The organism is Streptomyces sp. NPDC056948, assembly GCF_042674225.1.
GTDB lineage: Bacteria > Actinomycetota > Actinomycetes > Streptomycetales > Streptomycetaceae > Streptomyces > Streptomyces purpurascens.
On the sequence record NZ_JBHUQX010000021.1, the window covers coordinates 1 to 22,408 of the forward strand.

27 protein-coding genes are annotated in these 22,408 nt (G+C 71.1%); 9 read left to right on the top strand and 18 right to left on the bottom strand.

Annotated features, from left to right (window positions below; genetic code table 11):
* Positions 1-35 precede the first annotated feature (35 nt).
* From ACFTZL_RS04650 to ACFTZL_RS04660, 3 genes are all read right to left on the bottom strand, one after another.
* The gene (locus ACFTZL_RS04650) at positions 36-704 is read right to left on the bottom strand and encodes a hypothetical protein (protein WP_382578221.1); all 669 of its coding nucleotides are present in this window, start codon (positions 702-704) and stop codon (positions 36-38) included.
* Positions 705-793: 89 nt separating this feature from the next.
* The gene (locus tag ACFTZL_RS04655) at positions 794-1,465 is read right to left on the bottom strand and encodes a helix-turn-helix domain-containing protein (RefSeq protein ID WP_382578224.1); all 672 of its coding nucleotides are present in this window, start codon (positions 1,463-1,465) and stop codon (positions 794-796) included.
* A gap of 242 nt (positions 1,466-1,707) precedes the next feature.
* Positions 1,708-2,058, bottom strand: coding sequence for a winged helix-turn-helix transcriptional regulator (locus ACFTZL_RS04660; protein ID WP_382578226.1), 351 nt, complete (start codon positions 2,056-2,058; stop codon positions 1,708-1,710).
* Positions 2,059-2,108: 50 nt separating this feature from the next.
* Between ACFTZL_RS04660 and ACFTZL_RS04665 the strand changes: the two genes are divergently transcribed.
* Positions 2,109-2,996, top strand: coding sequence for an NAD(P)-dependent oxidoreductase (locus ACFTZL_RS04665; RefSeq protein ID WP_382578229.1), 888 nt, complete (start codon positions 2,109-2,111; stop codon positions 2,994-2,996).
* 68 nt (positions 2,997-3,064) lie between these two features.
* Positions 3,065-3,208 (top strand): hypothetical protein, encoded by a 144-nt coding sequence (locus ACFTZL_RS04670; protein WP_382578333.1) that lies wholly within the window; start codon positions 3,065-3,067, stop codon positions 3,206-3,208.
* A gap of 20 nt (positions 3,209-3,228) precedes the next feature.
* Here the strand turns inward: ACFTZL_RS04670 and ACFTZL_RS04675 are convergent, their stop codons facing one another.
* Positions 3,229-3,600, bottom strand: coding sequence for a VOC family protein (locus ACFTZL_RS04675; protein WP_382578232.1), 372 nt, complete (start codon positions 3,598-3,600; stop codon positions 3,229-3,231).
* A gap of 176 nt (positions 3,601-3,776) precedes the next feature.
* Here ACFTZL_RS04675 and ACFTZL_RS04680 point away from each other — a divergent pair, with 176 nt between their 5' ends.
* On the top strand, positions 3,777-4,424 hold the full coding sequence (locus ACFTZL_RS04680; protein ID WP_382578331.1) for a hypothetical protein: 648 nt from the start codon (positions 3,777-3,779) through the stop codon (positions 4,422-4,424).
* 23 nt (positions 4,425-4,447) lie between these two features.
* Here ACFTZL_RS04680 and ACFTZL_RS04685 read toward each other — a convergent pair whose 3' ends face one another.
* Positions 4,448-4,780, bottom strand: coding sequence for a hypothetical protein (locus ACFTZL_RS04685; protein WP_382578235.1), 333 nt, complete (start codon positions 4,778-4,780; stop codon positions 4,448-4,450).
* Positions 4,780-5,073: a hypothetical protein gene (locus tag ACFTZL_RS04690; RefSeq protein ID WP_382578238.1), complete on the bottom strand. Its 294-nt coding sequence runs from the start codon at positions 5,071-5,073 to the stop codon at positions 4,780-4,782. Before ACFTZL_RS04690 ends, ACFTZL_RS04685 begins: the two co-directional genes overlap by 1 nt.
* A gap of 182 nt (positions 5,074-5,255) precedes the next feature.
* On the opposite strand from ACFTZL_RS04690, the gene ACFTZL_RS04695 reads away from it, so the two are divergent.
* On the top strand, positions 5,256-5,516 hold the full coding sequence (locus ACFTZL_RS04695) for a winged helix-turn-helix domain-containing protein (RefSeq protein ID WP_382578240.1): 261 nt from the start codon (positions 5,256-5,258) through the stop codon (positions 5,514-5,516).
* Between the two features lie 17 nt (positions 5,517-5,533).
* Here the strand turns inward: ACFTZL_RS04695 and ACFTZL_RS04700 are convergent, their stop codons facing one another.
* Positions 5,534-6,181 (bottom strand): class I SAM-dependent methyltransferase, encoded by a 648-nt coding sequence (locus ACFTZL_RS04700; protein WP_382578242.1) that lies wholly within the window; start codon positions 6,179-6,181, stop codon positions 5,534-5,536.
* A gap of 135 nt (positions 6,182-6,316) precedes the next feature.
* Between ACFTZL_RS04700 and ACFTZL_RS04705 the strand changes: the two genes are divergently transcribed.
* From ACFTZL_RS04705 to ACFTZL_RS04715, 3 genes are all read left to right on the top strand, one after another.
* Positions 6,317-6,850, top strand: coding sequence for a DUF2269 domain-containing protein (locus ACFTZL_RS04705; protein ID WP_382578243.1), 534 nt, complete (start codon positions 6,317-6,319; stop codon positions 6,848-6,850).
* Between the two features lie 69 nt (positions 6,851-6,919).
* A complete protein-coding gene (locus ACFTZL_RS04710) occupies positions 6,920-7,507 on the top strand; it encodes a TetR/AcrR family transcriptional regulator (protein ID WP_382578245.1) in 588 nt (195 codons plus the stop codon).
* Positions 7,508-7,511: 4 nt separating this feature from the next.
* The gene (locus ACFTZL_RS04715) at positions 7,512-8,690 is read left to right on the top strand and encodes a GDSL-type esterase/lipase family protein (RefSeq protein ID WP_382578248.1); all 1,179 of its coding nucleotides are present in this window, start codon (positions 7,512-7,514) and stop codon (positions 8,688-8,690) included.
* 6 nt (positions 8,691-8,696) lie between these two features.
* On the opposite strand, the gene ACFTZL_RS04720 is transcribed toward ACFTZL_RS04715, so the two are convergent.
* The 7 genes from ACFTZL_RS04720 to ACFTZL_RS04750 form a co-directional block, all read right to left on the bottom strand.
* A complete protein-coding gene (locus tag ACFTZL_RS04720; protein WP_382578250.1) occupies positions 8,697-9,320 on the bottom strand; it encodes an RraA family protein in 624 nt (207 codons plus the stop codon).
* Between the two features lie 35 nt (positions 9,321-9,355).
* Entirely contained in the window at positions 9,356-11,377 is a 2,022-nt protein-coding gene (locus ACFTZL_RS04725; RefSeq protein ID WP_382578253.1) for a HelD family protein, read from the bottom strand.
* Between the two features lie 42 nt (positions 11,378-11,419).
* Entirely contained in the window at positions 11,420-12,055 is a 636-nt protein-coding gene (locus ACFTZL_RS04730) for a TetR family transcriptional regulator (RefSeq protein ID WP_382578256.1), read from the bottom strand.
* Positions 12,033-14,270 carry a phosphotransferase family protein gene (locus tag ACFTZL_RS04735; protein ID WP_382578258.1) on the bottom strand — a complete coding sequence of 746 codons (2,238 nt, stop codon included), beginning with the start codon at positions 14,268-14,270 and terminating at the stop codon, positions 12,033-12,035. The genes ACFTZL_RS04730 and ACFTZL_RS04735 overlap by 23 nt, the downstream gene beginning before the upstream one ends.
* 257 nt (positions 14,271-14,527) lie before the next feature.
* The gene (locus tag ACFTZL_RS04740) at positions 14,528-15,403 is read right to left on the bottom strand and encodes a winged helix-turn-helix domain-containing protein (RefSeq protein WP_382578260.1); all 876 of its coding nucleotides are present in this window, start codon (positions 15,401-15,403) and stop codon (positions 14,528-14,530) included.
* A gap of 203 nt (positions 15,404-15,606) precedes the next feature.
* Positions 15,607-16,320, bottom strand: a complete 714-nt coding sequence (locus ACFTZL_RS04745) for an HAD family hydrolase (protein WP_382578263.1) — start codon at positions 16,318-16,320, stop codon at positions 15,607-15,609.
* 29 nt (positions 16,321-16,349) lie between these two features.
* Positions 16,350-17,246, bottom strand: coding sequence for a winged helix-turn-helix domain-containing protein (locus ACFTZL_RS04750; protein WP_382578266.1), 897 nt, complete (start codon positions 17,244-17,246; stop codon positions 16,350-16,352).
* Positions 17,247-17,399: 153 nt separating this feature from the next.
* Here ACFTZL_RS04750 and ACFTZL_RS04755 point away from each other — a divergent pair, with 153 nt between their 5' ends.
* A complete protein-coding gene (locus ACFTZL_RS04755; RefSeq protein WP_184599320.1) occupies positions 17,400-17,588 on the top strand; it encodes a hypothetical protein in 189 nt (62 codons plus the stop codon).
* A gap of 36 nt (positions 17,589-17,624) precedes the next feature.
* Here the strand turns inward: ACFTZL_RS04755 and ACFTZL_RS04760 are convergent, their stop codons facing one another.
* The 3 genes from ACFTZL_RS04760 to ACFTZL_RS04770 form a co-directional block, all read right to left on the bottom strand.
* Positions 17,625-18,533 (bottom strand): FadR/GntR family transcriptional regulator, encoded by a 909-nt coding sequence (locus ACFTZL_RS04760; protein WP_382578268.1) that lies wholly within the window; start codon positions 18,531-18,533, stop codon positions 17,625-17,627.
* A 264-nt stretch (positions 18,534-18,797) separates the two neighbouring features.
* Positions 18,798-20,051, bottom strand: a complete 1,254-nt coding sequence (locus ACFTZL_RS04765) for a GNAT family N-acetyltransferase (RefSeq protein ID WP_382578270.1) — start codon at positions 20,049-20,051, stop codon at positions 18,798-18,800.
* A 76-nt stretch (positions 20,052-20,127) separates the two neighbouring features.
* Positions 20,128-20,760, bottom strand: a complete 633-nt coding sequence (locus ACFTZL_RS04770) for an aerial mycelium formation protein (protein WP_382578273.1) — start codon at positions 20,758-20,760, stop codon at positions 20,128-20,130.
* Positions 20,761-20,972: 212 nt separating this feature from the next.
* Here ACFTZL_RS04770 and dtd point away from each other — a divergent pair, with 212 nt between their 5' ends.
* Positions 20,973-21,398: a D-aminoacyl-tRNA deacylase gene (gene dtd, locus ACFTZL_RS04775; protein ID WP_382578276.1), complete on the top strand. Its 426-nt coding sequence runs from the start codon at positions 20,973-20,975 to the stop codon at positions 21,396-21,398.
* 34 nt (positions 21,399-21,432) lie between these two features.
* Here the strand turns inward: dtd and ACFTZL_RS04780 are convergent, their stop codons facing one another.
* Positions 21,433-22,398, bottom strand: a complete 966-nt coding sequence (locus ACFTZL_RS04780; RefSeq protein ID WP_382578277.1) for a YgfZ/GcvT domain-containing protein — start codon at positions 22,396-22,398, stop codon at positions 21,433-21,435.
* Positions 22,399-22,408: the final 10 nt, after the last annotated feature.

Sequence of the window (22,408 nt, forward strand, 5' to 3'; positions counted from 1 at the left end):
CCCCCAGGGTGCCCGGCCCGCGTCAGCCTCCGTGCCTACTTCGCCGGCGGCGTCTTCTTGGCGACGGGCTTGCGCGCCGGAGCCTTCTTGGCGGCGGGCGCCTTCTTCGCCGGGGCGGCCTGGGCCCTGGTGTCGGCGGGCTTCGCCGGCTCCTCCTTGACCTCGACCGGCTCGGGCTTCGGCTCAACGGCCACGGCCAGCTCCTCGACGCCCTCGGCGACGTCCTCGATGCCCTCGGCGGCCTCGCCGCGCCAGGTCCGCACGGCCTGCTCGCCGTGCTCGGCGACCTTCTCGTAGGTCTCCCGGGCCTTGACGGCGTACTCGGCGGCCACGCCGACCCCGCGCAGCGCGAAGTCCTGGGCGTTCTCGCCGAACTTCTTCAGGTCGGCGTCGATGTTGCTGCCGAGCTTCTTGAAGTCGGCGTCGAGGGAGCCGATGAAGCCCGTGACCTTGGTCTGCAGGGTCTCCTGCGTCTCCTTGACGCGGGCGGAGGCCTCCTTGGCCCGGGCGGACGCCTTCTCCTGGACGGCCTTGGTGTCGGTGTTGCGTACGGCGTCGATCCGCGCCGGAGCCTCGGCCCGCAGCTGCTCCACCAGGGCGGGCACCTTCTTGGCCTGCTGGAGGGCGAGGTCGGCGGTGCCTGCCGCGAAGTAGAGCGGAGTCGGGTCGCTGAGGGTCTTGCGCAGGTCGTCGGTGATGGCCATGGTGAGGGTCCTCCCGGATTCTTTCTCGCTTGAGGGTTCGGCTGAGGGTGCTGTGATCCGCAGCGGAGCGGCCGGTGCCCTGGTCCGGCTCAGCCGGCCGTCTGCTGCGGGTCGGTGTCACTGCCGCCGGTGGCCTTGCGGGGCCGGCGGCCGGCGGGCGTACCGCCGGTGTTCTTGCGAGTGCGGCGGGTGGCGGACGTACCGCCGGATTCCTTGCGGGTGCGGCGGGCGGCCGGCGCACCGTCGTTTCTCTCGGGGGTACGGTCCCCGGCGGGCCGGCCGCCGTCGGCCGCGCGGGTCCGTCTGCGTATCTCGGTGCCGCCGTCCGGGGCGTCCCCGTCCGCGTCCGCCGCGCCTTCACCGACCACGACCTCGACGACAGCGGCGCCGTCGTCGGAGCCGTCGCCGGTCCCGAACCCGTTCTCCTTGCGGAAGGACTCGTAGATCTGGAGCAGCACCTGCTTCTGCCGCTCGTTCAGCGTCGGGTCCGCGAGGATGACGGCACGCGTCTCCACCTCGTCCCGGTCCCGCTCGGCGTCGAGAATGCCGGCGCGGACGTACAGCGTCTCGGCGGAGATCCGCAGGGCCTTGGCGACCTGCTGCAGCACCTCCGCGCTCGGCTTGCGCAGCCCGCGCTCGATCTGGCTCAGATACGGATTGGACACCCCGGCGGCGTCGGCGAGCTGCCGCAGCGACAGTTGCGCGTTGCGCCGCTGTTCGCGCAGGTAGTCACCGAGATTGCCGACGTTGAGCGATGCCATGCCCTCCACAGTGCCGCACCCCGCTAACTATTGCAAGCACCCGCTTGCAAAAGTGCGCCACGCCACGCCAGGGTCCGCCGGCTCGCCGCTTCCCCTCCGCCCCTCACCGCCCTCCTCGACCGCGACCCGAAGTAGCCACTTTTTTGTGGGTACTTGGCGACCACCGGCCAAGGGGTAACCCTGGTGAAGGGCGGCCGGAGGGCCGCCAGGTCCTGAGGGAAGGCGGGTGACGAGGCGATGGGTCATGGGGCCGACTGGGTCTCGGCGAGCTTCTCCAGGCGGCGGTGGCCCCAGTCGGAGAGGGGAGCAAGCGCCTCGGAGAGCTCTCGGCCGAACACGGTCAACGAGTACGTGGTCTTCAGCGGAAGCACATCGTGCACCTCCCGGTGCACCAGCCCGTCGGTCTCCATCTCACGGAGCGCCTGAGTCAGCACCTTCTCGCTGAGACCCGGCAGCCGCCGGCGCAGCTCGCCCGGGCGGTGCGGACCGGATTCCAGCAGCCAGAGCAGAGCCGTCTTCCACTTTCCGTCGATCACGGCGATCGCCGCGGTCACCCCACAGACATTCGGGTCCCGGGCACGACTGCGCGTCATTTACACCCTATTCGTCATAGATTGCCACTATCTTTTATGGGAGTTGAGCGATGTCCTCACACACCGAAGAGTCTGCCGTCACCGTCCTCGGCCTGGGGCCGATGGGCAGGTCCCTGGCGGACGCGTTCCTGGACGCCGGCCTGCGCACCACAGTCTGGAACCGGACGCCGGGCCGGGACCGGGAGCTGGTCGCGCGGGGAGCGGTCGGTGCCCGGTCGGCAGAGGAAGCGGTAGCCGCGAGCAGGGTGACCGTGGTCTGCGTGGTGAACTACGACGCGGTGGACACGATTCTGCGGCGCGAGCCGGTCACCGGCGCACTCAAGGGGCGCACGGTGGTCAATCTGACCGCCGACACACCGGACCGGGCCCGGGAGGCCGCGGCGTGGGCGGCCGAGCACGGTGTGCGCTACACGGACGGCGCAATCATGACGCCGACCACGACCATCGGAACCCCGGCCGCCGTGTTCCTGCACAGCGGCCCGGAGGACCTCTACCGAGAACACCAGCCCGTCCTGGAGGCGCTGGGCGGCACCCACACCCACCTCGGCGAGGACATCGGCCGGGCCGCGGCATACGACATCGCGCTGCTCGACATCTTCTGGACCGCGATGGCGGGCTATGTGCACGCCCTGGCGGTGGCGCGGGCCGAAGGCATCAGCGGACGGGAGCTGGCACCGTTCGCCAAGGGCATCGGCGAGATCCTCCCGCCGATCTTCCAGGAAGCCGCGGAGGAGGCCGACAACGGCAGCTACTCCGGTGAGGGCAACCCGATGACCTCGGCCGTTTCGTCCATGGCGCACATCGTCCACACCTCCGAGGCACACGGCATCGACGCCGGTGTGATGCGCTCGGCCGAGGGCATGGCCCGCCGAGCCATCGGACGGGGTCACGGCGCCGACGGGTTCGTACGGATCGCCGAGCTCCTGGGCCGTCGCTGAGGCTTCTGTCCCGCCTCGCGCTGATCCGCTCAGCCCCGCGGCAAGCGCCGCCCGGCAGTCCGGCCGAGATGGGTGACGAGTGTGCCGCCCGGATGGTCGATCCGCGCGTCGCCGAAGCCGACTCGGTCCTGGACGCCCTGTGCGACAACCTCCGCGCGATGGAGGACCTCCCGGACGTCCACGCGGCCGCCGACCTCTTCCGCGTGAACTGACGCCTGTCACGACACACCGGTCACGACAAGCCCCCGACGATGCAGAAGGGATGCCCGGCCGGATCCGTGAGGACCCGCCATCTGTCCTCCTGCGGCTGATCCGGCTTACCCGCCCCCAGCTCCAGCAGCCGGGCCTCGGCCTCATCGACGTCCACGACCCTGAAACAGCAGTGCAGTTGCTGCGGAACGACCTGGCCGGGCCAGCTCGGGGCCCGGTAGTCGTCGACCCGCTGAAACCCGATGTCGAACCCGCCCTCACCGTCCAGCGCGGCGAACCCTGCGTCCGACTTGGGGTGGAGCTCAAGTCCGGTGGCTTCCTGGTAGAACGCCGCAAGGACGAGCGGATCAGGGCAGTCCAGGGTGATCGCGCTCAACTTCATCAGCGGGGTCATGGCGCCTCCGGGCCGATCGATGGGGACTTGGGCCATGCACACCCTAGAAGTGGTCACTCGCTAAATCGTTCGACGAGCCGGGTCGGGCGCGGCCATGATCCGCACTCGTGACGACGACTTCGCAGCAGTCCCTCATCCGGGCCGCCGCCCGGAACAACGCCGAGTGGTGCGCGGCGATGTGCCGGGCGCACGGCGTGACGGGCGAGTTCGGGCCCGACGCCTGGGCCGCCCCGGTGCGGACGCCGCTCTACTACCCCGACGCGGTGACGCTGGAGCCGGACGCCTGCCGGGACGCGCTCGTGGCGCGGATCGACACGGCCTCGCCCGGCGCCTCGGTCAAGGACAGCTTCGCCGACCTGGAGCTGGCGGAGGTCGGGTTCGGGGTGCTTTTCGAGGCGCAGTGGATCCACCGTCCCGCCGGGTCGGCAACCGCGGTGCCGGATCTCGCATGGGACGTGGCAGGCGACCCGGACACGCTGCGTGCCTGGGCGCTGGCCTGGGACGACGGGGCCGGGGACGCGGACCTGTTCCGGCCCGGGCTGCTCGCCGACCCGGAGACCTTCGTGATCCTGGGTCGGTCCGCCGACGACCGAGTGGTCGCCGGAGCGGTGGCGAGCCGCAGCGAGCACGTCGTCGGCGTCTCCAACGTCTTCGCTCGGGACGGCGGGCCCGACGCGGCCTGGCCGGTCGTCCTGCACGCACTCGCCCGGCTCTTTCCCACCCTGCCCGTCGTCGGCTATGAGCAGGGTGACGATCTGGCGGTCGCCCTCCGGCACGGCTTCGAGCCGCTGGGTCCGTTGCGGGTGTGGACGCAGAGCGGGTAGCGGACCGGGTGCCCTCCTGCGGCCTACTGCGGCTCGTCCTCCACGCATGTGTCCTCGGTGTCCGGTACCGGCAGGCGCAGACCCCGGGACTCGGCGACGCGCAGGGCGTCGGTCAGGCACTCGGCGAGACGCAGGCTGGCGAAGCGGACCTCGGTGCGGGGCGAAGCCGGGTCGTCCAGCACCTTGCGGGCGAGGCCGAGCACGTCAGTGCCGGTGGCCAGTTGGACGGCCTCAAGGTCGTCGGCGAGACGGGAGAGGTAGCTGCCGTCGTCGTCGGTCACCAGGTAGCAGGGGTTGCCGTCGGGGGACGACCAGGGCAGGAGCCGGGGCGGCGGTGTGCCGTTTGCGTGTTCCATCAGGCGGCCACCTCCAAGGCCGGGCGGCGCTGCTGGAGGGCGAGTTCCTGTTCGTGAGCGGCGAGGTAGGGGCGGACCAGGGCGGAGGCGCTGCCGTCGAGGGGGGTGGGGAGGCCGTACGGGGAGCGGTAGCGGGGGAGCTGCGGGTGCTGGGATGCGGAGGGGCAGCTCACGAGGGTGAGGTGCACGTGTGGGAAGAGGTGACGGCGGGGGCGGCACCGACGCCGTTTCCCGGTGCCGGGGGCGAAGAGAAGACGCAGCCATTCGAGGGCGCGGGGGATAAGGTCGAGCATGTCGACGCTCCTGGTAAGCGTTGGCCGTGCCCCGGGAGGTCTAGCCACCTCGCCGGGGTCTTGTCATTTCGACCATACCGGTAACTGCGTCCCCCTGCACCCCTCTGGGTCTATTTGCGTCCCGCTGCGGTGGGACGCGTCCCAGTACTGCCGCATGCGTAGGGCTGCGTCACGGTGGAGAGATGACGGAGCTTCCGCGCTACGAGTACGTGAAACTCGCCGACGCCATCGCCACGGACATCGCGTCCGGCAAGCTGCCGCAGGGCGCCGCACTGCCCGGCGAACGCGCCATGACCGATCTGTACAGCGTGAGCATCGGCACCGTGCGTCGCGCAGTCGTCGAACTCCGCAAACGCGGGCTCGTCGCCACGCTGCCCGCGAAGGGCACGTACGTCATCGGGATGCCGGAGCCGACTGACGATAGGCCCAAGACCAGCGAGTAGCCGCAGGACCTGCGCCGCTACTGAGGCTTGTACGCCAGGAACGTGCCGTACTGCCTCCTGACCCCCTCCTCCGGTTCCTGCACCACACGCGTCGTGACCACCAGCCCCGCCTGCCGGAGCAGTTCCGCGATCCGGTCCGGCGGCAGCAGATGCGACTCGTAGGACACCGGGTGGTCGCCGTACGCGCGGGTCGGGCGCAGGTGCTCGCCGCTGCCCACATGGCCGGCCAGCATCAGCCGGCCGCCGGGCGCGAGGGTGCGGTGGAACTCGGCGAACACGGTCGGCAGCCACCGCGGCGCGGTGTGGTGGACGGTGTAGTACGCCAGGATGCCGCCGAGTTCGCCGTCGCCGATCTCCAGGGCGGTCATCGAGCCGACGGTGAAACGGAGTTCCGGGTACGCCGCCCGGGCCAGTTCGACCATCCTCGGTGACACGTCCACGCCGAACACCGGCGCTCCCAGGGCGGCCAGGTGTGCCGTCACCTTGCCCGGACCGCAGCCCAGGTCGGCGACCGGCCCGAGAGGCCGTGCGAGTTCGGCGAAGGCGGCCAGCATCGCGCGGGACACCGGGTCCAACTCGGCCGGGTCCTTGACGAGTCGGGCGTAGTCAGCGGCGACGGTGTCGTAGGACTCTCGGACCGCGGTGAGGTATGAGGGCTCGGTCATGCCGCGAAGCTAGGCGACGGCACTGACACGCCCCGTGCACCCGAGCCGGCGCCCTCCCCGTACTCCGACGCCAGTACGCCGGTTTACTCCCGCTGGAAGACGACCTCACCCTGCCGCCCCGGCAGCGTGTTCCCTATGAACCCGAAACTCAGCCGCCCCGCCCGCCGCGCCGTCCTGGTCGTCCACGTCACCGCCTCCGCGAGCTGGCTCGGGCTCACGCTCGGCCTGCTCGCGCTCGGGACCACCGCGGCCACCACCGGGTCCGCTGTGACCGTGGAGGCGTCCGTCCGGGCCATGCTGCTCTTCGCCGACTGGCTGCTGCTCCCCGTCGCGTTCCTCACGCTCCTCAGCGGTCTGGTGCTGTCGTTGGGCACGCCCTGGGGTCTGGCGCGGCACCGGTGGGTCTACACGAAGTTCTGGCTGACCCTCGCCACGACCACCGCCACGGTGTTCGCCCTGCGCCCCGGGGTGAACGCCGCGGTCACCGCCGTCGCCGCGGGCGGTCCGCTGCCCGACGCCGGGGACGTCCTGATGGGGCCGGTCGTCTCGCTGTCCGCCTACGTCTTCATGACGGTGATCTCGGTCCTGAAGCCCTGGGGCCTGACCAGGCGCGGCAGGAGGCTACGGGCACCCGCACGGCGCCCCCTCCAGGACGCCCAGGCCCCCTAAAGCCATATGAGACTTGCCTAAAGGCATTAGGCAGATGCACAATCCCTTCAGGCAGAAGGGAGGGGCCGTATGGCACGCGTGGGACTCACGCCGGAGCGTCTGACCGAGGCAGGCGCGGAACTCGCCGACGAGGTCGGCTTCGACGAGGTGACCGTCTCGGCGCTCGCCCGGCGGTTCGACGTCAAGGTCGCGAGCCTGTACTCGCACGTCAAGAACTCCCAGGACCTCCGGACCAGGATCGCCCTGCTCGCGCTGGCGGAACTCGCCGACCGGGCCGCCGACGCCCTGGCCGGACGGGCCGGCAAGGACGCCCTGGCGGCCCTGGCCAACGTCTACCGCGACTACGCCCGGGAACACCCCGGCCGCTACGCCGCGGCCCAGTTGCGGCTCGACCCGCAGACGGCGGCCGCGAGCGCGGGCGTCCGGCACGCCCAGATGACCCGGGCACTGCTGCGCGGCTACGACCTGACGGAACCGGACCAGACCCACGCGGTCCGGCTGCTGGGCAGCGTCTTCCACGGGTACGTCAGCCTGGAGCTGGGCGGCGGGTTCAGCCACAGCGCCCCCGACACCGACGACACCTGGGTCCGGATCATCGACGCCCTCGACACGCTGCTGCGCAACTGGCCCGCGCCCCCTACGGATCCCCGAGGCTGACACCATGCACACCGAGCACGACTGGATCACCACCCCGCTCACGGCGGACCTGCTGCGCGGCGCCCTCGACCTGGAGCGCACCGAGCACGGCCTGCTCCCGCACCGGCTGCCCGCCCGGGCCCGCGCCCAGAACACCAACGCCCAGCTCGCCATGGCCGAGGCCCAGCCCTCCGGCGTACGGCTGGTCTTCCGTACCGCCGCGACGGCCGTCGAACTCGACACGCTGCGCACCAAGCGCGACTACGTCGGCTTCCCCTCCCGCCCGGACGGGCTGTACGACCTGCTCGTCGACGGCCGCCCGGCCGGCCAGGCCTCCGGGACCGGCGGCAACGTCCTCACGGTCGACATGGCCACCTGGGACGGCGAGGTCACGCCGGGCCCGGTGGGCACCGTCCGCTTCACCGGCCTGCCCGCAGGTGAGAAGGACGTCGAGATCTGGCTGCCGCACAACGAGACCACCGAGCTCGTCGCCCTGCGCACCGACGCGCCCGTGGAGTCCCTGCCGGACCGGGGCCGCAGGGTGTGGCTGCACCACGGCAGTTCGATCAGCCACGGCTCCGACGCCGCGAGCCCCACGGCCATCTGGCCCGCGATCGCCGCGTCCCTGGGCGGTGTGGAACTGGTCAACCTCGGTTTCGGCGGCAGCGCGATGCTCGACCCGTTCACCGCGCGTGCCATGCGGGACACCCCGGCGGACCTGATCAGCGTCAAGACGGGCATCAACATCGTCAACGGGGACGTGATGCGGCTGCGCGCCTTCGGCCCGGCCGTGCACGGTTTCCTCGACACGATCCGCGACGGGCACCCCGACACTCCGCTGCTGCTCGTCTCCCCCATCCACTGCGCGATCCACGAGGACACCCCCGGCCCCACCGCCCCGGACCTCGACGAGATCGGCAAGGGCCGGCTGCTGTTCGCCGCCATGGGCGACCCGGCGGAGAAGACCGCCGGGAAGCTCACGCTCGGCGTCATCCGGGAGGAACTGGCCCGCATCGTGCGGCAGCGCGCGGCCGACGACCCGAACCTCCACTACCTCGACGGCCTCGACCTCTACGGCGCGTCCGACGCCGCCGCACTTCCCCTCCCCGACCACGTCCACCCGGACGCCGCCACCCACCGCCACATCGGCGAGCGCTTCGGCGCACTGGCCTTCGCCGAGGGAGGTCCCTTCGCGGAACGCTGAGGCGGCTCAGCCCTCGAAGCCCTGCTCCGCCAGGATCTTGTCGATGCGCGCGCGGTGGGCCGACTCCCAGTCGTCCAGGGTCTCCGCGGCCTCCTTCGCCAGCTTGGCGCGGGCCGCGGTGAGCACCTCCTCCCGGCGGGCCCCGGGCACCACCACGACGCCCTCCTCGTCGGCGACGACCACGTCACCCGCGTCCACGCCCACCCCTCCGCAGCGCACCCGCTCGCCGAACGGCCGTACGGCCGACTTGGTGCCCGGGATGGGGATGACGCCGCGTGCGAACACCGGGAAGCGGGCCTCCCGTACCTCGGGGAGGTCGCGGATCAGCCCGTCGAGGACGAACGCGGTGACGCCGCGGCGCTGGGCGATGGCGCAGACGTTGCCGCCGGCCAGCGCGTAGTTCAGGTCGCCCGACTCCACGACGACGACCGAACCGGGCTCGGCCCGGTGGATCGCGGCATGCAGCATCAGGTTGTCGCCGGGAGGGCACCGCACGGTGAAGGCCGGTCCGGCCACCCGCGGCACCGGCTCCCACAGGGGCCGGATCCCGATGTCCATGACCTGCCCGCGGCCCAGCAGGTCGGCCAGCGTGGTGGTGGGGATGTCCGTGAACATGTCTGCGTCAGCCATGACATGGACCCTAACCACCTTGCACGGAGCCGTGTCTAGACCGGCAACGGCCTCCCGTGCACCACCTCCAGCCGCGACACCGCCCGCGTCAGCACCACGTACAGCCGGTGGAGCCCCCGTGCCTCCGCCTCGGCGATGGCCGCCGGCTCGACGGCCACGACATGGTCGTACTCGAGTCCCTTGACCACGCCGGCCGGCACCAGGGACAGCCGCGCGCCGAGTTCCCCGGGTCCCGCCGCCTCGATACCGGCCGCGTCCAGGGCCGCCCGCACCCGGGGCACGTCCGCGTCCGCCGCGACGACCCCGACCGAGCCCTCCTGCTCCAGCGCGTCCCGTACGGCGTCCACGACCGCCGCCGGCACCCCGTCCGGGGCCGTCCCCCGCATCCGCAACTCCCCGTCCCCGCGCAGCGAACGGGCCGACGGCACGTCCACGTCCAGCCGCTCCAGCAGCCGGTTGGCGAGGCCGACGACCGCACGCGGCACACGGAAACCGGTGGTCAGCCCGACCACGGCCGCGTCCGGTTTCCCCAGGTGCGCCAGGACCGTCGGCCACGACCGTGCCGCCCACGGCGTCGTCCCCTGCGCCAGATCGCCCAGGACCGTCAGCGAGCCGAAGGGGGCCCGGCGGGCGATGGCCCGGCACTCCATCGGGGACAGGTCCTGCGCCTCGTCGACGACGACATGCCCGTACCCCTCCGGGTGCTCGATCAGCCCCGCCACCTCGTCGAGCAGCACCAGATCGGCGGCCGACCAGCGCGCCGACTTCCACGACCGGGGCGGCTTGCGCCACAGCAGCGCCCGCTGCTCGGCGTCGTCCAGCAGCCCGTCGGCCGCCCCCGCCAACACCTCGCCATCGGTGAGCAGTTCGGCCACGACCTCCTCCGGCCGCACCCGGGGCCAGACGGCGTCGAGGTACTCGGACACCGGCCGCGCCCGCTCGACCCGGCGCACCCAGGCGTTCGTGGGCGGCCCGGCCCGCCGCTCCACCCGCTCGCGCAGACACCGCACGATCCGCGCCCGCACCCGTTCCCGCCCGACCCCGTACGGCGGTTCCTCCTCCCGTACGTCCGCGACGATCCGCGCCAGTTGCGCGTCGGGCACCCGCCAGCGGTACGACCCGTCCGGCACGGCGAGCGAGCCCGCCCCCGCGGTGCGCACGCGCGCGTACAGCGCCCGCCGCAGCACCTCCGCCATCCGGGCGTCGTGCTTGACGACGGCGGCGGACTCGCCGTCGGCACCACGGACCGGCCACCGGGCGATCTCCTCGGCGAGCGTCGACTGCCGCACCCCCGTCTCGCCGAGGGCCGGCAGCACCTCCGCGATGTACGACAGGAACGTGCGGTTGGGCCCGAGGATCAGCAGGCCGCCGCGCCGGATGCGCTGCGGGTGCGTGTAGAGCAGATACGCGGCCCGGTGCAGGCCGACGGCCGTCTTGCCGGTGCCCGGCGCGCCCTGCACGCACACCGACATCGCCAGGTCCCCGCGTACGAGGTCGTCCTGCTCGGGCTGGATGGTCGCGGCGATGTCCCGCATGGGCCCCACGCGAGGCCGTTCGATCTCCCGGGCGACGATCTGGCTGGTGCGGTTCTCCCCCTGCCCCAGGTGCTCGTCCTCCAGGCCGGTGAGGTCGCCGGAGTCCCCGCGGCTGCCGGGCGCCCACCCGAACCGCCGGCGTACGACGACGTCCTGCGGATCACGGGCGGAGGACTGATAGAAGGCACGCGAGACGGGTGCGCGCCAGTCGACGACGAGGGGCGGTTCGGCCGGGTGCTCGGAGATCCGCAGCCGCCCGATGTGCAGCCGCCCACCGGCCCCCTCGAACTCCAGGGCCCCGAAGAACAACGGCCCCTCGGGCAGTTCGCGCAAGGCCTTGGCATGGCTGCGCAGCCGGTACCCGAGCACCTCCGCGTCGGCACCGGACGCGGAGACGTCCTCCCCGATGACGACCTGCTCACCGGCCCCCTCGACCATCGCGGCGAGGGCGGCCCGGCAGCGTTCGTGGTGGGCGCGTTCCCGGCTGAGGGCGTGCTGGAGGGCGGGTTCGGTCGACGTCATTCCACCGAGCGTACGGCAAAAAACGTAACCGAGTTAAATTTATTACTCACCCTCACCTTGAGGCCGTGACGGCCCGGCGGGCGGCAGCCCCGCCGCCAGCCACCCGAACGCCCGCTCCGCCGCCGCCACCGCGTCCGCCCGGACGTCCGCCACCCGCTCCCCCGCCGCGATCCGCCGCCAGTTCTCCAGCGCCAGGACCCGCAGTACGGCCATGATCTGCCCGGCCGCCAGCCGCGCGTCCAGATCACCCCCGAGCACCTCCGCCAGCGCGGCCTCCGACCGCTCCTGGTGCGTATGCGCACGGGCGACCAGGGAGGGCGTCCCGTAGAGCAGGGCGTGGAAGGCGAGCACCTGGGGATGGTCGTTGAGCCCGGTCACGGGATCACTCCGCTCCAGCCCTTCCAGAAAATGCCGCCGCAACGCCTCCACCGGCGGCACCTCCGCCTCCGCCACGACCCGCGCGGCCTCCCCCTCGTGGTCGGCGATCCGGTACAGCACCAGATCCTCCTTGGCGGGGAAGTACCGGAACAGCGTCGGCTTGGAGATCTCGGCCGCCGCCGCCACCTCGGCGACGGACACCGCGTCGAACCCCTTCTCCATGAACAGCCGCACCGCGATGTCCGACACGACCTGGTACATCCGCCGCTTCTTACGCTCACGCAGCCCGGTCTCGCTCATGGGGGGAGCCTACGCAGGGGCGTGGCCAGGCCAGGGCGCGGGCGAGATACGGGTTCGCCGTGGACCTGACCGGGAGGCCGAGCGAGCCCGTGGCGACCGCCAGCGTCACCGCGTAGGAGTCCACCGCCCGCCGCACGTTCGGGGCGTCCAGGCTCGCGCCGGTCACGATGCGGTCCAGATCGACGTACGCGGACCGCACGATCTCCAGCCAGCGGTACACCCGCCAGTCCTTGAGCCAGTCGCGGGTGTACTCGGCGGGCAGCCGCCGCTCCCAGCGGCGGAACATGCGGTCCCGGATCTCCGGCCGGGTCGGCGTGAGGTGCATGTGCCGGACGAGGTCGTAGAGGGGATCGCCGACCACGGCCATCTCCCAGTCGATGATGGTCAGCGCCAGGTGGTCGTCGCGCCGTACGAGGTTCCAGGGATTCAGGTCCCCGTGCAGCAGGGCAGGCTCCCGCGGGCTCACCTCGTGCCGGGAGAGGATCAGCTGCAACCGGTCCGCGTCGGGCAGCCCGAGATGCCGGGCCAGTTGCTGCGACTCCTTCGGCAGATCCCGTACCAGCAAGATGAGCTGGTCGCGCAGCCAGCGGTGGAAAGCGCCCTCACCGGCCGTCGGATCGACCTGCTTGTATCGCACCCGCGTCAGGGCGCACAGCTGGTCCACCAGGCCGTCCGCCTCGTGCGGCAGCAGTCCGTGGACGGGGTGGTTGGGGGGCCGGTCGACGTCACGTGGTCCGACGTAGGTGTGGATGGCGATGGTGTCGCTCTGGAAGGTCTCGCCCAGCGCGAGCACCCTCGGCGCCGCCACCTCGATGGACGACTCCTCGATCGCGCGCAGCACGGTGTGCTCGCTGAGGAAGCCACGTTCCCGGCGGCACACCTCGGGCAGCTTCCGCCGTACGACCACGGGGGAGTCGACACCCGGCACCGACACCACCGTGTTCAGGTGCGCGGTCCCCTTGAAGACCCTGCCCGCGGGGGCGGCGCCCTCTGCCAGCAAGGCCTCCCGGACCGCGGCGGACGGGAAGTCGGGGCGCTCCGGAACACGCCGGTCGGGCCGCCACTCGAACGCCTTCGCGATCCAGGCCCGGCCGCTGATGTCCCCGTTCATGCGCGACACCAGCCAGCGGAACAGGGCCCGCCTGATCTCGCCCTCACCCGGCACGTTCCCGAGCCGCAGCGGCTCCGCCGCCGCTTCGAGGGCGCGTCCCACCTCGGTCGTCGCCTCGTCCAGACTCGTCTGCGTGAACGATTCCTCGAGGGACCGGGCGGCCCGCATCACGTCGGGGAAGACCGATTGGGCCCGCTCGAACGCCAGGTAGTGCCGCAGATCCTTGGCCAATCCGTTGACGGCGGCCGGCCGGACCTCCTGCATGGCCTCGGCCCACGCGTCGACCACCTCGGCCCACTGGTGGGCCGGGTACCGCATGCGGACGAGGTGCGTGGCGAGGTCGTGCAGCGGGTCGCCGTAGGTCGCCAGCTCCCAGTCGACGCAGATGAGGGGCGGGTCGCCCGCGTAGGACACGATCACGTTGTCCCGGTGCAGATCGGCGTGGAGCAGGCTGTACGGCCGCCGGGCCATGGCGGGGACCCGCCCGGCCAGCCCGGCGAGAGCGTCCTCCGGGATGCCCAGCGCCGCGAACAGCCCGCCGAAGGACGACCAGTTGGGCCGCCTGATCTGCCGGTCGGCCAGTTGGACCAGCGTCTGGAGGAATCCCTGGCTGTCCATGTCGTTGCGGGGCCAGGCGGACGGCAGGGCGGGCAGTGCCCCACGCCGCACCTGGGCCATCTGGGCGAGCAGACCGGCCAGCGCCTTGATGAGCAGGGTGTCGACGGGTTTGCCGTTGTCGCAGACGCTGGAGAGCGGCACGCCCTCCACAAAGCTGTGGATCGCGAAATCGCTCCGCTTGACCAGGCACTCCGGCGCATGCGGCAGGATTCCCCGGACGGCCTCGAGGATCTCCGCCTCGTTCTGCCAGGTCCGGAAAACCACGGGCAGCGCGTCCGGCCGCCGGATACGGACGGTCACGGACGTCCCGGCCTCACGTCCGACCAGCCGGGCCATGTCCTCCGTCAACGGCAGGACGAAATTGCGGTTGTGATGGCCACTGCTCGCCTGGCCCAGCTCGGCGGCCAGCCTGACGAAGGCCCGGTAGGCGGCGTCGTGCGAGGCGCGCTCCCCGAGGAAGGGACGGGGAAGAGGAGGTGCGCCCACTGGCCGCTCCGGAAGTACGAGAAGGGGAGGACGGTATGGCAAACGGTAAGTTCGCGGCCGGTGCCGCGCATGGCAGGTGAGCCATTGAGAGTGGATTTGCCACCCATCTGCATGAGACGGCGTGAACTCGTTCTATGGTGGCCGGTTGCCCCTTCGGATACGAACGAGGACAGGCGTTTGACTCAATCGGTGCGCGGTGCGGGAATGCTACACCCGGCTACCCCCATGGCCCCCTCGCGCCTCCCCGGCGCTTTTCGTCACTCCGGTCGCTCGGCCAACAGGTCCCAGACGGAGTCGTACCACCTGCGCATGGTGTCCACGAAGATGGTTCCGGCCGAGTCCGGGTCGTCGTCCTGCACGTGGTGCGTCAGCGTGGCGCCGAGGCCCAGGACGTCGAGCGCCCGCACCTGGTCCCCGCTCTCCAGGACCAGGGCCCGTTCGACGACCCGGTACAGGCCGTGCAGCACCTCGGCCTCGTTGATCACGTACAGCTTGAAGGTCGGTGTGAGGGGGGCATGCCGGATCTCGAGGTCGACGGACGGGACCAGCTTCTCCGCCCGCAGACCCTCCAGCACCTGGTGCAGGGACTCCGTGCTCCGCCTGGTGATGGTGCGGAAGCGGTCCCGCAGGCGGGGGGCGTCCTCGTCCTTCACGGCCCGGGGGTAGGGCAGCTCCAGCGACTCGGACGGCAGGAGCATGCGCAGGGCGATGCGCTCGGGCGCGATGACGCCGGCGCGGATCCGTTCGTCCTGACGGCGGATGTGGACGTCCAGCGACTCCGACGTCAACGTATAGACGTCCAGGGTGACTTCCCGCTGCTCGAACGCCTCGCTGATGAGCGGGTCCAGTGTCATCGGCCGCCGGGACCGGGTGGCCCTGGCCGTCTCGGACTGGATGCGCTGGTTCTTGATGACCCGGGCCCTGGTCCCCTGCCGGTTCTCGATCCAGCTCTCGTTGCCCAGTTCCTGGATGACCCGCTGCACGGTGTCCCTGGAGACTCCGAACTCCTCGGCGAGCTCGCGCTGCGAGGGCAGCAGAGCTCCCCGCGGATACGTCCCGTCCGCCATCCGCGTCCGCAGCTCCTCCGCCACATGCCGGAACGCCTTGCCGTCACCACTCCGCCTGGCAGTCACACGACGTACGTACCGCCGTCGGCCGACAAGCAAACAGGTTTGGTTCAGGCAAGCAGTCCGTCCAACTTGCCGGTTAAGGGATCAAGTTGACCGGGCATGCCTGATATGAGCAGGCAACCAGGCAAGTGGACCGACGAGTTGCCTGACCCACAAGCCAGGACGGGAGGCGAGCCGTGACGATCCAGTCGCGTCCGGGAGCCGGCCTAAGCCCGCAAGAGCACCAGCAGCGGTTCCAGGGAGGTCAGGACCGCGTCGGCCCCGGCCGCCTTCAGGATCTTGGCCTTGCGTTCGTTGCGCGCGTAGCCGAGGAACGGCACCCCGGCTCGTGCCGCCGCCTCGTGGTCGGAGGGCGTGTCGCCGATCATCAGGGCGTCGGACGGAGCGGCGCCCATCGCGCTCAGCGCCCGGTTGAGGCAGTGCGGGTCCGGCTTCAGATGGTGGAGTTCCTGGGTGCGGCCGTAGATGTGGGGCTGGAAGCAGGGGACGAGGCCGCGACTCGTGAGGTACTCGGCGACCACGAGCGGGGAGTTGTTGGTGGCGATCGCCAGACGGGCCCCGACCGCGGTCCAGGTACGGATCAGCGGGTCCGCGTACGCGGTCGGCATCGCCGAAGACGCGGCCAGCCGCTCCTCCTGGGTGAGACGTGCCTCCAGATCGGCGACGAGATCGCTGCCGGGGTGCCGGCGGTCCACGGCGCGCAGCACCACGTGCGGGTCGAGGGACTCTCGCTCGCTCTCCGTCAGCAGCCCGTGCAGCCCCCGGCCCTCCAGCCAGGACACCAGGTCGCTCGCCACCCGTTCCGCCGAGTGGTTGGCGAACAGACGGCAGATGGGCCCGTCGAAGTCCCACAGCACGACGCGGGCGCGTCTGATCAGATTCCGGAGTTCGTGCGGATCGCTTTCCGTCTGGACTGTCACCGCACCAGTCTGCGCCGTATCAGAAGTCACTAGGAGAGTGTCAGGTCCGTCGTGATGGTTTCCCAGAGGGCGTCGAACCACTTCTGGGATTCCTGGACGAACGCCGCGTCCCGCTGACCCGCTCTTTTCACGAAGGAGAAGAGGAGGGACTGGGAGCCGAGGACGTCGTACATGTCCAGGGTCTGGCTCCCCCACTCCTCCTCTCGCCTGGTCAGCATGTAGTAGCCGATCAGCGCCTCCTCCTGGTTGAGGAGGTACAGCTTCACCGGCGGGGTGAAGGGCAGCGCGCGGAACGTGACGCGTACGTCGATGCCGTGCGTGGAGCGCAGGGCCAGGAAGTTGTGCTGGAGGACCTGGCCCTGGGCGTTGCGCATGGCCAGCCAGCGCTGGTGGACCGGGTTGTCGTCGCCGTGGGCCTCCACGGGGACGGGGAAGGCCAGCTCGATGTCCCGGGAGGGGACGAGGATGCGGACGTCGATCGACTCGGGATGGATACGGCCCTCGTGGATCAGGCGGAGCGGTTCGCCGATGGCGACCATGAGGGTCTCCGCGGTGTGGCAGACCACGTCCACCCGGACGCGGCGGGCCGAGAACGCCTCCGTCAGCCGTGGCGCCAGACCCACCATCGTCGGCTGGGGCTCGCCCCGGGCCGGAGCGGGCGCGGCGATCCGCGGGGGGCTGCCCTTGCTGACGTTGGTGAGGAGACCGTCCTCCTGGAGTGCCCGCAGGGCCTGGCGGACGGCGCCGCGTTCCACGCCGAACTCCTCCGCGAGTTCGGCCTGCGTGGGCAGGCGGTCCCCGGGCTTGAGCTCACCCGTGCGGATGCGTTCCCGCAGGTGGTCGGCGATCTCCTGGGGCGAGAGCCTTCTGCTGCCGTTGACTGCCACGTTCTCCGCCACGTCCTCCGCCACGTCCGCCTGGATCACGACCAAACGCTACAACTCTGATCCATCTGGCGGGAGTTGTTTGAAAGTTGTTTATGAGTAGGGGCCAAGTGGGGACAACTTAATCAGAGTTGGTTGCCAACTTACTTGAGTTGGCGGAAGTTTTGCTTCCGAACTTCCGAAGGGGGAAGACCAATGCCCGCCCTCGCTCTCCTCTCCGCCGCTTTCGTCGTCGCCTTCGAGCAGTTCGTCCAGTGGAGGTACGGCCCGGCCGGCATCGTCGGCCTGCTCCTTCTCACCGTGGGCCTCAAGGCCAACAACTCGGCGGTCAGCTCCACGGGAGCCGTCGTGCTCGCGCTGCTGGTGCTGAGGACCACCTTGTGAGTCACCGCGCGACACCGGAACACCCCGTGGGAGACATCAGCTCGTGAGCACCAGCTCCGAACTGATCGTCTCCCACAGTGCGTTGAACCAGAGGTGCGACTGCTCGACGAAGGTCGTGTCGCGCAGCCCGGGCCCCTGCGGGAAGGAGAACAGCATCGACTGGGTGCCCCGCGCGTCGTACATCTCCATCTGCTCGTGGTCGATCTCGGCCTCCCGGCGCGTCAGCGTGTAGTACGCGAACAGCGCCTCCGAGCCGTTGAGCAGGTACAGCTTCACCGGCGGGGTGAAGGGCAGCGCCCGGAACGTGACGCGCACGTCGATGCCGTGCGTGGCACGCAGGGCCAGCAGATTGTGCTGGAGGACCTGCCCCTGGGCGTTGCGCATCGCCAGCCACCGCTCGTGCACCCAGTCGTCGCCGCGTCCCTCGACCGGCACCGGGAAGGCGAGGTCGATGTCCCGGCTCGGCAGCAGGACCCGGACGTCGACCTTGGCCGGTTTCAGCCGTCCGGCGTGGATCTGCCGCAGGGGTTCGCCGATCGCCAGCGTGAGGGAGATGGCGGTCAGGCACACGGCGTCGATCTCGACGTGCTCCGCCGCGAACGCCGTCGCGATCCGGGGCGCGAGACCCACCGTCGTGGGCAGCGGCGGGGCTTGCGGACCGGTCAGCGCCCTGGCGAGGTCGGAGGCGACGGTCGCCGGACTTCCCTTGGACACGTTGGTGAGCAGTTGTTCGGACTGCAGGATGCGCAGCGCCTGGCGTACGGCACCGCGCTCGACGCCGAACTCGTCGGCAAGCTGCGCCTGCGTCGGCATCCGCTCACCGGACCGCAGCGCTCCTGACCTGATCCGGGCGCGCAGTTCGTCGGCCACCTCTTGATGTGTTCTCTGTGGCCGTTGCGACCTCTTCCGTCCATTGACGGAGGTGTGTTCCGGGTCCACAACCAAACAGTACAACTTCCCGCCATCTTCCGGCAGTTCAGTGCTGGGTGGTTATGAGACGCTTCCAAGCGGCTATAAGTACAGAGAAGTTGGTAGCCAACTTATGCGACATGGTCAGACCTTCAAGGGGTTGGCCATCCACCCTCCACCTACGGGCCTCCCTTCCGGAGGGGAGCCGGGAGCCCGGTCGGTGAGCACCACCGCACAACAACCACAACCGAACAGCTCGCTACGGATGCGGGTCCCTGTACGTCGGCAGAAGGGAGCGGCTCAGAACATGTCCGGGCACCAAGGCCGCCTGGACGTACGCAGCAGGGCGTCGGCCTTCCGGGCGGCGCCCGCTCGTTCTTCCCGCACCCGCCCCAGCGCCGCCAGCCGCACCGCCGACTCGTCGCCCAGCCACAGCGCACCCAACTCGCCAAGCTCCAGGGTGAGTTCCGCGCTCTCGGTGGTCGGCTTACAGGACGCACCCTCGGCCGAGGCCTCCAGCCGGTACCGACCGCCGGTCAGACCGTCCACACCGGCGACCTCCAGCACCAGCGTCCCCTCCCCCTCGTACGTCCGCGCCTCCAGCGCCCGTACGACGTCCAGGATCCGCACCCACATGAAGTCCGCCAGCGAGGTGATCCTGGCCGCCCGAGGATCCGGCAGGAAGTGCGGGAGCAGGTCGTCGGGCGCCCGCCAGCCGCTCTTCACCTTCACGACCCAGTCGATGGAGCAGAGGTACTGCCACAGGGCGCGCTCCGCGGCCGGTGTCGCCCCGATCAGCCATCTCACGGTCGCCGTGTTCAACGGCTGCTTGGCCTCGCCCCAGTGGTCGTCCACGTCGTACGCGGCCATGCCCTCGACCTCGCCGGACGCCGAGCGGTACACGGCGAAGAAGGGCATCTTCCAGGCCGGGTCGAACCGTACGGCGCCGGTGTTCAGCTTCCACCACAGCTCGTCGCGGTCGATGACGCCGGGCTGGGTACGGCGCAGCCGCTCGTGCAGTTCGGGGCCGAGCTTGCGGACGTCGTCGCTGTCCACCAGGTCGATCCGGCCGCCGTCCGCCGGGCCCGCCCAGCGGGCGTCGAGGCCGGCGCGCGGCACATCGACCGTCCACTCGGCCATCCAGGTCGCCGGCCCGAAGCCGTACCGGCCGTAGATCGGGTACTCGGCGGCGATCAGCGTCGCGACGACGGCCCCGCGGTCCTTCGCGGCCGCCAGGTCGCGCGCCATCATCCGGCTGAGCAGCCCGCGGCGGCGGTGGGTGGCGGTGACGGTGACACCCGTGACGGCGTCGGCCGGGACGGCCGCCCCGCCCACGACCGTGAGCTCCTGGTCGAAGGAGCGGAACGTCGCCACGCACCGGCCGCCGTCGAAGGCGCCGAGGAAGCGCCCCGGGACGAAGTTCCGGCGACGGCCCTCGATCTCCTCCGCGGAGACGACGGGCCCGCGCAGGAAGCCGGTGTGCACGGCACGCAGCCACTCGGCGTGTTCGGCTTCGGCGATGGCGCGTATGTCGATGTCGGCGTCGCGGGTCATGGGCTCACGCTAGGCGGAGGGCCGGTCGGTGTCGCGCGGATTTCCGCGCGCCGGCCCTCCCCCTGTCCGCAGCGCCTCAGACCAGCAGGTCGTCGACCTGCGCCTCCCCTTCGCGGTACCGGCGGGCGATCTCCGTGCTGCACTCGTCGGCCGAGCGCTGGAGCCGCTGGCGCCGCCGGGAGACCTGCTGCTCGTAGCGCACGAGCCGTCCCATCGCCGTGTTCAGCTCCAGGTCCGTGCGCGCGCCCAGGTCGGACAGCTCGACCTCGCCGAGCATCTCCGCGGCCAGCCGCCGGGACTCCTCGCCCTGCGGGGTGCCCAGGGTCACGTGGCGGGCGGAGGAGCGGTGCCGGGCCGGGGCGTCCCGCAGGATCTCCCCCAGCCGCTCGACGACGGACGTCTCCGCGGGTGCGGCGACGGCGGCCACGTCCGCCGGTGCACGCCGTGCCAACTCCGCGCGCAGGATGTCGATCCGCCCCTGCAGCAGCCGCCGCACGTAGCTGAGGTCGGCCTCGTCGCGCTGGGCCTCGCGGCGCAGTGTGCGCAGCTCGGTCAGGCTCAGCGCGGTCCGATCGGGCTCGGGAGCGTCCGAGGGCAGCCGCGGGCTGTCCGTGCGCTGTGTGGGCGGCCGGTGGTACTCCGTCGCCCCGATCCCCGTGTACGTCGACCAGACAGCCCCCGACTGCTGCCCGGTGCTTGATGTGCTCATGTGCCTCAACCGTCCCCTCGACCGGTGTGTGCATGCATCGTGCCACCCCAAGTGGCCACTATGGGAACGAGTGCCCCCGATAGACCCCAGATGGGCGGTTAAGCAGCAAAATACGGCCGTGCGCGGCCCGTTGGCGCCCGGCGCAAACCACCCGTTCGTGCCATGTGCGCACCACCCGCGGCGTGACGTTCACCGCCCTGCATGATGGACGTATGCGAGCAGTGGTGCAGAGGGTGGACGGCGCGAGCGTCGTCGTGGACGGCGAGACCGTGGGCGCGATCGAGGGCGAGGGGCTGTGCGTCCTCGTCGGCGTCACGCAGGAGGACACCAAGGAGAAGGCGGCCCAGCTCGCCCGCAAACTGTGGTCGATCCGCATGCTGCACGACGAGAAGTCGTGCAGCGACATCGACGCCCCGCTCCTGGTGATCAGCCAGTTCACCCTCTACGGCGACGCCCGCAAGGGCCGCCGCCCCACCTGGAACGCCGCCGCCCCGGGCGATGTCGCCGAGCCCCTCGTCGACGAGGTGGTCGCCCGGCTGCGCTCACTGGGCGCGACGGTGGCCACGGGCCGTTTCGGGGCGGCGATGCGCGTATCACTGACGAACGACGGCCCGTTCACCGTGCAGATCGAAATCTGACCCGAAAGGTCTACAAGTCCTAAGGGCACAAGACTTACGGCGCGACGACGACTTCCTGGGCCGCGGCCGTGTCCCCGGCCACCAGCCGGGCGTCCACGGCCACGTTCCGCTTCACCAGCGCGAGGGCGACCGGCCCGAGTTCGTGGTGGCGTACGGAGGTCGTGATGAAGCCGATCTTCCGGCCGTCGGGGCCGTCGTCCGCCAGCCGGACCTCGGTGCCGGCCACCGGCAGGTGGACCTCGCTGCCGTCCAGGTGCAGGAAGACCAGCCGGCGCGGCGGCTTGCCCAGGTTCTGCACGCGGGCGACCGTCTCCTGCCCCCGGTAGCAGCCCTTCTGCAGATGCACCGCCGAACCGATCCAGCCCAGCTCGTGCGGGATGGTGCGGTGGTCCGTCTCGAAACCGAGCCGGGGCCGGTGCTGCTCCACGCGCAGCGCCTCGTAGGCCAGGATCCCGGCCGGCGGCCCGGCCTGCCCGGCGTACGCCTCCAGGTCGGCGCGCGGCAGGAACAGGTCCCGGCCGTGCGGCGTCTCGCGTACGGCGACGCCCTGCGGCACCTCGGCGATGGAGCCGGCCGGCAGATGCAGCACCGCGGTGTCGGCCGTGCGGTCGGCGACCTCGACCTTGTAGAAGAACTTCATCGACTCCAGGTACGCGATCAGCGCCTCCTGGGTGCCCGGCTCCACATGGGCCCAGACCGTCTCGCCGTCGTCGACGAGATACAGGGCGTGCTCGATGTGGCCGTTCGCGGAGAGGATCAGCGCCTCGGTGGCCCGGCCCACGGGGAGGTCGCTCATGTGCTGGGTGAGCAGCAGGTGCAGCCAGGCCAGCCGGTCCTCGCCGGTGACGGCGACGACCCCGCGGTGGGAGAGGTCCACGAAACCGGTGCCGTCGGCGAGGGCACGCTGCTCGCGGAACAGGTCGCCGTAGTGGGCGGCGACGCCTTCGTCCACGCCCTCGGCGGGGACGGCGCCGGGCAGGGTCAGCAGGGGGCTCTTCATATACGTAAGC